The organism is Dermacoccus sp. BD5, assembly GCF_044878485.1.
Classification (GTDB): domain Bacteria; phylum Actinomycetota; class Actinomycetes; order Actinomycetales; family Dermatophilaceae; genus Dermacoccus; species Dermacoccus nishinomiyaensis.
The window spans coordinates 75,674-89,538 of record NZ_JANJER010000003.1 but is presented as its reverse complement, the minus strand read 5'-3'; the positions used below and the strand labels follow the sequence as shown (position 1 = coordinate 89,538).

At 67.9% G+C, this 13,865-nt stretch carries 10 protein-coding genes; 6 read left to right on the top strand and 4 right to left on the bottom strand.

The window, feature by feature from the left end:
* Window positions 1-20 precede the first annotated feature (20 nt).
* On the top strand, window positions 21-2,126 hold the full coding sequence (gene uvrB, locus NQ706_RS03695) for an excinuclease ABC subunit UvrB (RefSeq protein WP_038568326.1): 2,106 nt from the start codon (window positions 21-23) through the stop codon (window positions 2,124-2,126).
* A 48-nt stretch (window positions 2,127-2,174) separates the two neighbouring features.
* Here uvrB and NQ706_RS03690 read toward each other — a convergent pair whose 3' ends face one another.
* Complete coding sequence (locus NQ706_RS03690; RefSeq protein ID WP_038570941.1) at window positions 2,175-2,396, bottom strand: hypothetical protein; 222 nt, start codon at window positions 2,394-2,396, stop codon at window positions 2,175-2,177.
* Between the two features lie 69 nt (window positions 2,397-2,465).
* On the bottom strand, window positions 2,466-2,876 hold the full coding sequence (locus tag NQ706_RS03685) for an NUDIX hydrolase (protein ID WP_038568324.1): 411 nt from the start codon (window positions 2,874-2,876) through the stop codon (window positions 2,466-2,468).
* A 215-nt stretch (window positions 2,877-3,091) separates the two neighbouring features.
* On the opposite strand from NQ706_RS03685, the gene NQ706_RS03680 reads away from it, so the two are divergent.
* Window positions 3,092-4,696 (top strand): HNH endonuclease signature motif containing protein, encoded by a 1,605-nt coding sequence (locus NQ706_RS03680; protein ID WP_051805899.1) that lies wholly within the window; start codon window positions 3,092-3,094, stop codon window positions 4,694-4,696.
* Window positions 4,697-4,754: 58 nt separating this feature from the next.
* Entirely contained in the window at window positions 4,755-5,072 is a 318-nt protein-coding gene (locus NQ706_RS03675) for a DUF3817 domain-containing protein (protein ID WP_006945470.1), read from the top strand.
* 463 nt (window positions 5,073-5,535) lie between these two features.
* Here NQ706_RS03675 and NQ706_RS03670 read toward each other — a convergent pair whose 3' ends face one another.
* Window positions 5,536-6,219, bottom strand: a complete 684-nt coding sequence (locus NQ706_RS03670) for an MBL fold metallo-hydrolase (RefSeq protein ID WP_006945413.1) — start codon at window positions 6,217-6,219, stop codon at window positions 5,536-5,538.
* A 177-nt stretch (window positions 6,220-6,396) separates the two neighbouring features.
* The gene (locus NQ706_RS03665; protein ID WP_006945360.1) at window positions 6,397-8,229 is read right to left on the bottom strand and encodes a glycoside hydrolase family 15 protein; all 1,833 of its coding nucleotides are present in this window, start codon (window positions 8,227-8,229) and stop codon (window positions 6,397-6,399) included.
* Between the two features lie 119 nt (window positions 8,230-8,348).
* Between NQ706_RS03665 and uvrA the strand changes: the two genes are divergently transcribed.
* The 3 genes from uvrA to uvrC are packed head-to-tail and all read left to right on the top strand — an operon-like array spanning window position 8,349 to window position 13,860.
* Entirely contained in the window at window positions 8,349-11,447 is a 3,099-nt protein-coding gene (uvrA, locus tag NQ706_RS03660) for an excinuclease ABC subunit UvrA (protein ID WP_038568318.1), read from the top strand.
* A complete protein-coding gene (locus NQ706_RS03655; RefSeq protein ID WP_038570930.1) occupies window positions 11,447-11,857 on the top strand; it encodes a Rieske (2Fe-2S) protein in 411 nt (136 codons plus the stop codon). The genes uvrA and NQ706_RS03655 overlap by 1 nt, the downstream gene beginning before the upstream one ends.
* Window positions 11,857-13,860 (top strand): excinuclease ABC subunit UvrC, encoded by a 2,004-nt coding sequence (gene uvrC / locus NQ706_RS03650; RefSeq protein ID WP_038568315.1) that lies wholly within the window; start codon window positions 11,857-11,859, stop codon window positions 13,858-13,860. The genes NQ706_RS03655 and uvrC overlap by 1 nt, the downstream gene beginning before the upstream one ends.
* Window positions 13,861-13,865 lie beyond the last annotated feature (5 nt).

The following is a 13,865-nucleotide window of genomic DNA, read 5'->3' as shown; positions in this document are numbered from 1 at the left end:
GGCGGGTCTAGGGTTGCGGCATGCGTCCAGTCACCGATCTGCAGCGTTCTGTCGCACCCATCAAGGTCGAATCCGAGTTCGAGCCCGCCGGCGATCAGCCGAAGGCCATCGCCGAGTTGTCGAAGCGCGTCAAGGCGGGGGAGCAGGACATCGTCCTGCTCGGTGCGACGGGTACCGGAAAGTCGGCAACGACGGCGTGGCTGATCGAGCAGGTGCAGCGCCCGACGCTCGTGCTGGCGCCCAACAAGACGCTCGCGGCGCAGCTCGCCAACGAGTTCCGCGAGTTGTTGCCGCACAACGCCGTCGAGTACTTCGTCAGCTACTACGACTACTACCAGCCCGAGGCGTACGTGCCGCAGACGGACACGTACATCGAGAAGGATTCCTCGATCAACGAGGAGGTCGAGCGGCTGCGTCACTCGGCGACCAACTCGCTGCTGACGCGGCGTGACGTCATCGTCGTCGCGTCCGTGTCGTGCATCTACGGTCTCGGCACGCCGCAGGAGTACGTCGACCGGATGGCCCGTCTCAAGGTCGGCCAGGAGATCAACCGCGACGAGTTGCTGCGCCGGTTCGTCGAGATGCAGTACACGCGCAACGACCTCGCGTTCACGCGCGGCACGTTCCGCGTGCGCGGCGACACGGTCGAGATCATCCCCGTGTACGAGGAGCTCGCGATCCGCATCGAGTTCTTCGGCGACGAGATCGACCGGCTCTACACGTTGCACCCGTTGACGGGGGAGATCGTCAACGAGGAGTCGGAGATGTACGTCTTCCCGGCGACGCACTACGTCGCCGGGCCCGAGCGCATGGAGCGCGCCATCGCCGGCATCGAGGTCGAGCTGGGCGATCAGCTCAAGCGGTTCGAGGCCGAGGGCAAGATGCTCGAGGCGCAGCGCTTGCGGATGCGGACGACGTACGACATCGAGATGATGCGGCAGGTCGGGTCGTGCGCCGGCATCGAGAACTACAGCCGTCACATGGACGGTCGTGGCCCCGGTACCGCGCCGAACACGCTGCTCGACTACTTTCCGGAGGATTTCCTCCTCGTCATCGACGAGTCGCACCAGACGGTCCCGCAGATCGGGGCGATGTACGAGGGTGACATGTCGCGCAAGCGCACCCTCGTCGACCATGGTTTCCGTCTGCCGAGCGCGATGGACAACCGGCCGTTGAAGTGGGAGGAGTTCCTCGAGCGCATCGGGCAGACGGTGTACCTCTCGGCGACGCCGGGCGACTACGAGATGAGCAAGAGCGACGGCTACGTCGAGCAGGTCATCCGCCCGACGGGTCTCGTCGATCCCGAGATCGTGCTCAAGCCGACGAAGGGGCAGATCGACGATCTGCTCGGCGAGATCCGCACACGGACGGACAAGAACGAGCGTGTCCTCGTCACGACCTTGACGAAGAAGATGGCCGAGGATCTCACCGACTATCTGCTCGACAAGGGTGTGCGGGTGCGCTATCTGCACTCGGAGGTCGACACGTTGCGCCGCGTCGAGTTGCTGCGCGAGTTGCGCATGGGTGAGTTCGACGTCCTCGTCGGCATCAACCTGCTCCGTGAGGGTCTCGACCTACCGGAGGTGTCGCTCGTCGCGATCCTCGACGCCGACAAGGAGGGCTTCCTGCGGTCCGCACGAAGCCTGATCCAGACCATCGGTCGCGCTGCGCGAAACGTCTCCGGTCAGGTGCACATGTACGCCGACAAGGTGACGCCGTCGATGCAGGAGGCGATCGACGAGACGTCGCGCCGCCGTGAGCTGCAGATCGCGTACAACACGGAGAAGGGCATCGACCCACAGCCGTTGCGCAAGAAGATCGCGGACATCACCGACATGCTGCAGCGCGAGTCCGCCGACACGGACGCACTGCTCGGTTCCGGCCGTTCGATGTCGCGTGGTAAGGGTCGCGGCGGCAGCGGTGCGGCGAGTGCCGACGCGAACGTCGCCGCGGGCGCGAAGCGCGAGGCGAGCAGCGCCGCCGACCTCGCGGGCCTCATCCAGGAGTTGCAGGCCCAGATGAGTGAGGCGGCCTCCGAGCTGCAGTTCGAACTCGCAGCGCGTCTGCGCGACGAATTACGTGACCTCAAGAAAGAACTGCGCCAGATGACGGAGGCGCAGAAGTAGCGCCCTGATGGCGTCCGCGGCGCCGGGTGGGATCTCGGCGCCGCGTGGTCATCGCCCCTTGTTGCGAGGATGGTTGCGGGCCTGACGCTCATTGCCGCGGCGATAGTTGCCGGTGAGGCGCGCCATGATCTCCTGAGCGTCACCGTCCTCGACGTCTTCCAAGAAGTCCGCAGCACGCGCGCCCCTAAGAGTCGTCGCTGTGCGTCCGTGATGAGTGATGACAACGACGCCATCACGTTCGAGAAAGGCGAAGCCAGCAGGTTGGGGCATGCTCGACACGCTATGGGCGAGGCAGCCGACCGGCAAGCGAAATACGGTCACGCCACGCCGGGGCTGATGTCATTTGATCGCCCGCATGAGCCTGACGAGGTCCTGACACCCCGCAGGATCGGCCATGGCCAACCGGGGCAGTTCGCTCTCGGCGAACCAGCCGATGTCGTCGTGCTCGTCGGGCGCGATGTTGCGGGGGTTCCCTACCCAGCGCGTCGCGAAGAACGCATGCTTCAACAGGGCTGGATCCTTGCAGGCCATCGGAAATCGCTCTGCATCGATCACCGTCACTCCGAGCTCTTCGACGCACTCGCGACGGGCAGCGCACTCGGCGGACTCGCCGGGTTCGACGTGTCCCCCGGGCAGGTCCCACAGGTCCGGATAATTCATCCGGTTCGGGTGGCGGTGAGCGAGTAGCACCCTCGCGTCCCGAACGAGTGCCACGACGGCAATGTGCGTGGGCAGCGTCGCTGAGGCCATGGGATGAGTCAACCACCAGTCGCCTGTACCTCGTCTGCCGTCAGGCGGTAGACCAAGCGGGTGCAAACCAGCGCCGCCTGATCGCAGGGTTGCACGCGGCGGGTGCTCTTGTGATTCGTGATGCAGCCCTGGCGCGGAGGAAGGGCCGGCCAGTGGGTTCACTCACTATCCCTTTGACCCTACCAAGATTCGAACATGTGTACTAAACTAGTGGCATGGATCAAACGCTGGCAGTGACGGCCGAGACGGTCGCCGCCATGCCGTCCACCGAGCTGGTGGGCGCATGGGTTCTGCTGACGCGCGCGATCGCAGAGCAGGCGCTGGCCGACCCGGAGACATTGGCGCCCTGCTCGGGCGACGCGTTGCCGCGAACCTTCGATGAGCGCCACACGCGCACGTTCACGCTCCAAGCACAACTGGAAGACATCGCCGTTGCTGCGCAGGAGGTGACGAGGGCCGCCGACGCGGTGCTTCACGCCGTCGCCGTCGAACACGAAGACACGGTCGCCCAGCGTGCTCACCTCGACGAGGAGAACTATGGGCTCTGCGAACGCCCTCCGACCGCAGGCGAATTCGCGGGGGATGATCTCGGGAACGCCCTCGGGTGTTCGAGCGCCACCGCGTCGCGCCTCGCTGTCGACGGACGCATGCTCCGCGACCGCGCGCCCGCTCTGCACGAACTGACGCTGCGGGGAGCCTGCCGCACCATGGTGGCCGCCACGCTGGCGCGTGAGATGGCGCACCTCGACGACGAGTTGGCTGCAGAGGTGCTCACGGATCTCGTGAGCGGGGGAGCACACCACCTCAGCGTCGACGGTGCCCGCTCCCGGGCGCGCAAACTGCTGCACGACAGGCGGCTGGCGCAGACCGAGGCCGACACCCTCGACCCCCGTCGTGAGCACGGGCTATGGTTCACGCCCCACCTCGATTGCGACACCCTCACCGAGGTGCGTCTGATCATGGCCACCGAGGACGCTGCCCGTCTCCGCGCCGCGATCGAAGCGCACGCTCAGACGCTCAACGACCATGCGCCAGATCCACGTGACGAACTCGCGCGGTGGCGCGCCGCGAGCCACGTCAGTGTGGCAGGGAGTGGCACCGAACCCCTCGGCGCCGTTCGCGTCGACGCACTGCTCGACCTTGTCTTCGCGAACTCAACGGTCAACACCGTCATGCACCTCAAGGTGCCCGTCCACGCGAGCCCACCAGCGCCTTCCGACCGGCGGTTCGGAACGCTGGAGCCCCCTGCGTCGCTCGCCTCCGTCCCCAACTGCGGTCTCGACGAGGGCGGTCTTGATGAGGACGGTCTTGGTCGGCCCCGTCAGCACGCTGAGGCCGGGCCGATCGGCGTCATCACGCGACCCCTGGACACATTGGGCGCGGCCCACATCCCCGGCCTGGGCCACGTCGACGCGGCAGCCGTTCGGCGCGTCGCGGCGCTCGTCGACACCACGTTCACGATCGACCTCGTTGACGGTGCGTGGACGACGCTCGCGAGTTGCTCGACGACGTATCGTCCCGGCGCGCGAGTGGCGCGGCTTGTCCGTGAGCGTGACGTGCACTGCCGCTTCCCGCACTGCACCCGGGTCTCGACGAACTGCGACCTCGACCACGTCGTCCCGCACGCCGACGGTGGGCCGACGAGCGTCGGCAACCTGCAGGCCCTGTGCCGCCACCATCACCGCGCCAAGACCTTCGGCGGCTATGCCGTGACCATGACGCCAGACGGAGTTTGCACGTGGGAGTCACCGACCGGCCGCCGCTGGACGACTCTCCCGAGCGGGGAGACGGTCGCGACCACGCTCGCTCCCGCGAGCTGAGCTGTTGGCAGGCACGCTCCATCGGCCGGCACTCAGGCCGTCTCAGTAGAATCGCCGCATGTCTCGAATCTTCAAGATCTTCGCGTTCGCCGAAGCTGTTTCCTGGGGTCTGCTTCTCATCGGCATGTTCTTCAAGTGGGTGCTCAAGACCACTGAGGTCGGAGTGCAGATCGCCGGGCCCATCCACGGCGTCATGTTCATCGGGTACGTCCTGTGCGCGCTCAAGCTGTGGCAGGAGAAGAGCTGGCCGAACAAGACGATCGGCATCGGCCTGCTCTGCGCCGTGATCCCGTTCGCGACGATCTGGTTCGAGAAGCGCGCCGAAGCGCGTGGCGAACTCGGCGACGAACCGCGTCAGAAGCCCCTCGCCGGCTGACGATCCCCCTGCACGTGCGACCGGCGGGGCCGCGAACCGCGAGGGTTCGCAGCCCCGCCGCTCGTTCGTCATGACACGCCAGTCGACGAGACGCACCGACGACGCCGGCCCCTGCCTGCGCGTCACTCAGCCGCGGCTGCGATACGAGACATCGCCGGCGCTCAAGGCACCAGAGGTGTTCGCGCACCTGGTCGAGGCATGACCATCCGGTTGGTCACCGCGGCGCGCCGCAGACCCGCGTCGTGGTCGGCGCTCAAGTCGCCAGGCCTGCCCGCGCCACGCATCCAGGTGCGGTCATTCACGCAAAGACCGCGTCGTGCAGGCAAGGGCGGCGATGATGTCGGGCGCCCAGGTCGCCAGGCCTGCCCACGCCACGCATCCAGGTGCGGTGGTCACGCAACGACCGCATCGTGCAGTCAGGGGACCATGCAGTCAAGGGCGACGATGATGTCGGGCGCTCAGCTCACCAACCGCGTTCGCGCCACTCGTCGAGGTGCGGGCGTTCGACAGACAGACGCGTGTCGTCGCCGTGGCCCGGGTGAACGTCGGCATCGTCGAAACGCCCGAAGATGCGATCGCGAACCATGGTGAACAGCTCGTCGAACGACTGCTCATCGGAATGCGTCGTCGCGCCGACGCCGCCAGGAAACAGCGTGTCGCCCGTCCACAGCTGAGGCAGAGCGTCGCTGCCGGCGGGTGGCGTCCACGACAAGACGACGCTGCCGGGGGTGTGGCCTGGCACGTGGTGCGCGACGAGCGTCTGCGCGCCGAACTGAATCGTGTCACCGTCACTCAGCGTCCGCGCGGGCGCGACCGGGAGGTGCGGTCCGTCCTCGAGACCGGCGAGCGTCGCGTCAGCACGCTCGGCGAGCTCGGGCAGGGCGCGGTGATGATCCCAGTGCTTGTGGGTCGTCACGACGGCATCGAGACGATCGACGCGCGCCTCGTCGAGCATCGCAGTGATGGCTCCGGCATCTGCCGCAGCGTCGATGAGCACCGCTGCACCACCCGTCTCGGGCGTCGCATCACGCAGCAGATACACGTTGTTGTGCATGTCGGAAACCGACAGCTTCCACATCGTCAGCCCCGGCAGGTCGAGTCGCGACGGCGCGTCGCCCGGTTTCACATCGGAGAGGTAAGAACTCATGCCTCTAGAATCTCACCCACCCAGCCGCCGGCGCCACAGGTATCGGCGCCGGGTGGCCCGGGCCACGCCGCGCGCAGGGGCGGCCCGGTCCCGTGGCAGCGCGAGCGAGCAGTGAATGCCGCGTCATCAGTGTCGTCGCTTTGGGCCGCCGGGGCAGGAAACCCCGCTCCCACCGCGTCAGACGTTCGCCCCGCGCGCAGCGACCTGCGCCTCATGCAGGTCGTAGCCGGCGCCGATGAGAGTGAGGTGACTGAAGGCCTGCGGGTAGTTGCCGACCTGGGTCATCTCCTCGGGGTCGTACTCCTCGGCGAGGAGTCCGATGTCGTTCGGCAGGTCGCACAACCGGTCGAACAGCTCCTCGGCCTTGTCGAGCTCACCGATCTTCGCGTACGCGGAGACGAGCCAGAACGAGCAGGCGAGGAACGGGTGCTCGTCTCCGGCGAGGCCGTCGACGCCCGATTCGGTGCGGTAGCGCAGGAGGAAACCGCCGCGCATGAGGTCGTTCTCGATGGCCCGCACCGTGCCGATGACGCGAGGATCGTCGGCGGGCAGGAACCCGACGGCCGGGATGAGCAGCAGCGACGCGTCGACCTCGGTCGTGTTGTAGTGCTGCGTGAACGTGTTCTTCTGCACGTTGAAACCCTTCGTGAGGATCTCCTCACGCACGAGCTCGCGCACCTCGCGCCACCGCTCGACGTCGCCCGGGTGGCCGTGCTTCTCGACGGCGGCGATCGCCGCGTTGAACGCAGCCCACACCATGACGCGCGAGTGCGTGAAGTGCTGCAGCGGCCCGCGGATCTCCCACAAACCGTTGTCCGGCTCGTCCCAGTGCTCGGCGAGCTGGTCGACGAGCGCGGCCTGGATCGCCCAGCTCTGCTCGTTCTCGTACCCACCCTTGGCGCGCGCGTGCTCAAAGGCGATCATGACCTCGCCGAGGACGTCCGTCTGCTTCTGGTCGACGGCGCCGTTGCCGACGCGCACCGGCCGCGAATCCGCGTACCCGGGCAGATGGTCGAGTGCACGCTCGGGCAGCTCGCGCCCACCGTCGATCGTGTACATGATCTGCATGTCCTCGGGATCACCGGCGAGGGCACGCACGAGCCACTCGCGCCACTTGATCGTCGCGTCGACGTAGCCGGCGCGCAGCAGCGACTCGAGACCTAGCGAGGCGTCGCGCAGCCAGCAGTAGCGGTAATCCCAGTTGCGTTCACCACCGAAGTCCTCCGGCAGCGAGGTCGTCGGCGCCGCGACGATGCCGCCGCGGCGGCTGTCCGTCAGCAGGTTGAGCACGAGCAGGCTGCGACGCACGACGTCGGCGTGCGGCCCGTCGTAGGTGCAGTGGCCGATCCAGTCGTTCCAGCGCCCCAGCGTCGACGCGATGCGCTTGTCGGTGTCGAGCGGGATCGGGATCGGCTTGTAGCTCGGCACCCACGTCATGCTGAAGTCGAGCGTCTCACCGGCGGAGACGTCGAACAGGTCACGGTGACGCCCCTCGTTGCCGACGGGAAGCCGGTCGCCGCGGAAGATGAGCATGTCGGGGCCGGCGATCGCGACGAGCACCTCCTCGTCCTGCACGTGCCCCGGGTGGTGGCTCACCCACGGCTTCACCTTGCCGTAGTTGAGGCGGACGACCCACTCCTGCTCCATCGTCACGGTACCCTCGAGGCCCTCGACGCGACGCAGGACGTCTGCGCGGCCGTCGCTGACGGGCATGAGATCGGTGACCTTAACCTTGCCGGTCGCCGTCTCGTGGATCGTCTCGAGGATGAAACTGTCCTCGCGGTACGCCCGCGTCGTCGTGGCCTCCTCGGCGGGCCCGAGCAGCCAGCGTCCGTGATCCGGCGTGCCGAGCAGCGCCGTGAAGCAGCTCGACGAGTCGAAGCGGGGCAGACACAACCAGTCGATGGACCCCCGGAGGCTGACGAGCGCCGCCGTCTCGGTGTCACCGATGATGGCGTAGTCCTCGATCGGGGTGGTGTTGACCTCGGAAGGGGTGAAATCCACAGACATGCGCCCCAGACTAATCGGACCGGCGCCATGGCCTGATCCGTCGTCGTGGGCGTGTCCCGGGTGCCCACAGGGGTGGGTTTCTCCGCGCCGTTCGGGGGTTGTCGGTGCGCGCACCTAGCATGGGGGACGTGCCGAAGATTCCAAGCAGCAGCAACGCCGTGGCCCCACGTCGCGGCCACGATCACCTTCTCGTGCGCGGCGCACGGGAGCACAACCTCAAGAACGTCTCGATCGAGATCCCGCGTGACGCGCTCGTCGTGTTCACCGGGCTGTCCGGCTCGGGCAAGTCGTCCCTCGCGTTCGACACGATCTTCGCCGAGGGCCAGCGCCGCTACGTCGAATCCCTGTCGGCGTACGCGCGTCAGTTCCTCGGTCAGATGGACAAGCCGGACGTCGACTTCATCGAAGGCCTCAGCCCCGCCGTCTCCATCGATCAGAAGAGCACGAACCGCAATCCGCGCTCGACGGTGGGCACGATCACGGAGGTCTACGACTACTTCCGTCTGCTCTTCGCCCGCGCCGGTCGCCCGCACTGCCCCGTCTGCGGCGCGCCGGTCGGCAGCCAGACGCCGCAGCAGATCGTCGACTCGATCCAGGAGCTACCGTCTGGCACCCGCTTCCAGGTGCTTGCACCCGTCGTGCGCGCCCGCAAGGGCGAGTACGTCGACCTGTTCGCCGAACTGCAGACGAAGGGCTTCTCCCGTGCCCGTGTCGACGGTGAGACGGTGACGCTGAGCGAACCGCCGACGCTGGAGAAGCAGAAGAAGCACACGATCGACGTCGTCGTCGACCGTCTCGTCGCGAAGGGGCCGGACGACCTCAGCGGCCGCCAGCGCCTCACCGACTCGGTCGAGACGGCCCTCGGCCTCGCGGACGGCCTCGTCGTCATCGAACGCGTCGTGCGCGAGGGCGCCGAGGACGCGCACGACGAGCTGCCGCTCGAGCGCCGTTACTCGGAGAAGCTCGCCTGCCCGAACGACCACGCGCTGTCGATGGACGCGATCGAGCCGCGTTCGTTCTCGTTCAACAGCCCGTTCGGTGCCTGCCCGGCCTGCACCGGTCTCGGCACCGAGCTGCGTGTCGACCCCGACCTCATCATCCCCGACGAGGACAAGACGCTGCGCGAGGGCGCGGTCCTGCCGTGGGCGCAGGGCAGCGGTGCCGCCGACTATTTCGTCCGCGTCATGGGCGCGCTCGGCAAGGAGAGCGGGTTCGACCTCGACACCCCGTGGCGCGACCTGCCGGCCAAGGCGAAGACGATGCTGCTCGAGGGCAAGAACCACAAGGTTCACGTCACTTACCGCAACCGTTTCGGGCGTGAGCGCTCCTATTCGACGGGCTTCGAGGGCGTCATCCCGTTCGTCAAGCGTCGCCACACGGAGACGGAGTCGGAGTGGAGCCGTGAGCGCTACGAGGGCTACATGCGCGAGGTGCCATGCCCGACGTGCAACGGCGCACGCCTCAAGCCCGAGTCGCTGTCGGTGACGATCGGCGGCAAGTCGATCGCCGAGGTGTGCGCGCTGCCGATCTCGGAGTCCGCGCACTTCCTCGACGACGTCGACTTCACCTCGCGCGAGCGGCAGATCGCCGAGCGCGTCATCAAGGAGATCGCGGCGCGTCTCGGCTTCCTGCTCGACGTCGGCCTCGACTACCTCTCGCTCGACCGGCCCGCCGGCACGCTGTCGGGTGGCGAGGCGCAGCGCATCCGCCTCGCGACGCAGATCGGCTCAGGTCTCGTCGGCGTGCTCTACGTCCTCGACGAGCCGTCGATCGGTCTTCACCAACGTGACAACCACCGCCTCATCGAGACGCTGACGCGCCTGCGCGACCTCGGCAACACGCTCATCGTCGTCGAGCACGACGAGGACACGATCGCGACGGCCGACTGGATCGTCGACATCGGGCCCGGTGCCGGCGAGCACGGGGGAGAGGTCGTCTACTCCGGCCCGGTCAAGGGCTTGCTCGCGGAGAAGAAGTCCGTCACCGGCGGTTACCTCAGCGGCCGATTGTCCATCCCGGTGCCGCAGACGCGTCGCGGTCAGGACGGTCGCCGCCTCGTCGTCGAGGGAGCGCGTGAGCACACGCTCAAGGACATCGACGTCGCGTTCCCGCTGGGCAACCTCGTCGTCGTCTCCGGCGTGTCGGGGTCGGGCAAATCGACGCTCGTCAACGACATCCTCTACACGACGCTCGCGAACGACCTCAACGGCGCCCGCCAGGTCGCCGGGCGCCACAAGCGCGTCACCGGCACCGAACTGCTCGACAAGGTCGTCCACGTCGACCAGAGCCCCATCGGGCGCACGCCGCGGAGCAACCCGGCCACCTACACGGGCGTGTTCGACGCCATCCGCAAGCTCTTCGCAGAGACACAGGAGGCGAAGATCCGCGGCTACCAGCCGGGGCGCTTCTCCTTCAACGTCAAGGGCGGACGCTGCGAGGCATGTTCGGGTGACGGCACGCTGAAGATCGAGATGAACTTCCTGCCCGACGTGTACGTGCCGTGCGAGGTGTGCCACGGGGCGCGCTACAACCGCGAGACGCTCGAGGTGCACTTCAAGGGCAAGTCGATCGCCGAGGTGCTCGACATGCCGATCGAGGAGGCCGCGGAGTTCTTCGAAGCGGTGCCCGCGATCGCGCGTCACATGCGCACGCTCGTCGACGTCGGTCTCGGCTACGTCCGTCTCGGCCAGCCGGCGCCGACGCTGTCGGGTGGTGAGGCGCAGCGCGTCAAGCTAGCCGCGGAGCTGCAGAAGCGCTCGTCCGGCCGCACGATCTACGTCCTCGACGAGCCGACGACCGGTCTGCACTTCGAGGACATCCGCAAGCTGCTCGAGGTCATCCAGGGCCTCGTCGACAAGGGCAACACGGTCGTCGTCATCGAGCACAACCTCGACGTCATCAAGAGCGCCGACTGGGTCATCGACATGGGCCCCGAGGGTGGTTTCCGCGGCGGTGAGGTCGTCGCCGAGGGCACGCCAGAGCAGATCGCGCAGGTCGAGGCGAGCCACACGGGTCGCTTCCTGCGTCCGCTGCTCGAAGCCGCGGGCGTGACGCCGACGATCGTGGCGCAGAAGCCCGTCATCGACCCGCGCGCGGCGATGAAGAAGACCGCCGCGAAGAAGACGGCGAGCAAGCAGACCGCGGCCGGCAAGACGACCGCAAAGAACACGAGCGCCGCGCCGAGTGCGGCGAAGAAGACGACCCGGAAGAAGGCATGATGAGCGACCTCCAGGCACAGTTCACCCGCCGCAGCGCGATGACCGCGACGATCGCCGTGGCCGGCACCGGCATGCTCGCCGCGTGCGGCGGGGGCGACGACGAGGCCTCGACGAAGTCCGTCGACGCCGCGATCGACGCGAGCAAGGTGAGCGTCGGCAGCGGCTTCGTCGACCGCGGCAACTCCATCGTCGTCACTCAGCCGACGAAGGGCACCTTCAAGGCGTTCACGTCCGTGTGCCCGCACCAGGGCTGCCAGGTCGGCGAGGTCACCGACAAGGCGATCGTCTGCCCCTGCCACGGCAGCCGCTTCGACCCGATGACGGGCGCCGTGCTCGCCGGCCCCGCGGACAAGCCGCTCGCCGAGAAGAAGGTCGAGGTCAAGGGCAGCCAGCTGCACGTGACCGGCTGATGGCAGACCCCCGCACCTACCGCCCCAAGACGGGCGACATCCCGACCGAACCCGGCGTCTACCGCTTCCGCGACCGCGACGGGCGCGTCATCTATGTCGGCAAGGCGAAGAACCTGCGCTCGCGCCTGAGCAACTACTTCCAGGATCTGCGGCTGTTGCACCCGCGCACGCGGACGATGGTGACGACGGCCGCCTCGGTGGAGTGGACGATCGTGCGCACCGAGGTCGAGGCGTTGCAGCTCGAGTACGCCTGGATCAAGGAGTTCGACCCGCGCTTCAACGTCAAGTACCGCGACGACAAGTCCTACCCCTACCTCGCGGTGACGATGTCCGACGCGGTGCCGCGCGCGCAGGTGATGCGCGGGCGCAAGCGTCCCGGCACTCGCTACTTCGGCCCGTTCACGCACGCGTGGGCGATCCGCGACACGCTCGATCAACTCATGCGCGTGTTCCCGATGCGCACGTGCAGCAACGGGGTCTATCGACGCGCCGAGGCGTCGGGTCGCCCGTGTCTGCTCGGGTACATCGACAAGTGCAGCGCGCCCTGCGTCGGCAAGGTCAGCAAGGCCGAGCACCGTGAGATCGCCCAGGATTTCTGCGATTTCATGGCCGGCGATTCCGCGCGCTTCACCCGGGAGATCGAGCGACGCATGAAGGCTGCCGCCGCCGACCTCGACTTCGAACAAGCGGCGCGCTTGCGCGACGACCTCGGTGCCCTGGAGAAAGTGCTGCAGAAGTCGGCCGTCGTGTTCGACGACGCGACGGATGCCGACGTCTTCGGCGTCGCCGAGGACGACCTCGAGGCAGCCGTCCAGGTCTTCCACGTGCGCGGCGGCCGCATCCGGGGTCAGCGCGGCTGGGTCACCGACAAGGGCAGCGACGCCGGCGTCAACACCGCCGACCTCGTCGAGGCCATGCTGCTCGAGGTCTACGGCGACCTTCAGGGGCGCGACGACGTCCCGCGCGAGGTGCTCGTGCCGTCGTTGCCGCCCGATGTCGAGACGGTCAGCTCGTGGCTGCGCGAACGCCGCGGCAGCAACGTCGACGTCCGCGTGCCGCAGCGCGGCGACAAGCGCGAGCTCGCCGCGACGGTCGCGAAGAACGCCGAGCACGCACTCGCGCGCCACAAGGTGAGCCGCGCGTCCGACCTGACGGCCCGCTCGCAGGCCCTCGAGGAGTTGCAGGAGAACCTCGGGCTGCCCGAGGCGCCGCTGCGCATCGAGTGCTTCGACATCTCGCACGTGCAGGGCACGAACGTCGTCGGTTCGATGGTCGTGTTCGAGGACGGTCTGCCCCGCAAGTCGGAGTACCGCCGCTTCATCGTCAACGGCATCGAGGGTGAGGACGGCACGCTGCGCAACGACGACGTCGCCGCGATGCACGAGGTGCTGACGCGGCGTTTCGCCCGGCTCGCGAAGGAGAGCGCCGACCTCGCGCCCGCGACGACCGGCGAGATCCCGGCGGACGCGGCGACCGCAGGCCCCTCCCTGCGTGACGAGAACGGCCGCATCAAGCGCTTCGCCTACCGTCCGCAGTTGCTCGTCGTCGACGGCGGACGCCCGCAGGTCGACGCCGCCGCGCGGGCCCTCGCCGACGTCGGGTTCGACGACATCCCCGTCGTCGGGCTCGCGAAGCGTCTCGAGGAGGTGTGGCTCGTCGACGACGACTACCCCGTCATCCTGCCGCGCACGAGTGAGGCCTTGTACCTGCTGCAGCGCGTGCGCGACGAGGCGCATCGCTTCGCGATCACCTTCCATCGCGAGCGGCGCTCGAAGTCGATGACGACGTCCGCGCTCGACGGCATCGCCGGGCTCGGCCCTGCCAAGCAGAAGGCGCTGCTCGCGCACTTCGGCTCGCTCAAGCGCATCCGCGCGGCGGACGCCGACGCGCTGTGCGAGGTCAAGGGCATCGGTCCGACGCTCGCCGAGACCATCGTGCGTTCGCTCCGGCAGGAGCAGGGCGAGCCAGCGGTTAACGTGATGACCGGAGAGGTCGTCGAATGAACGAG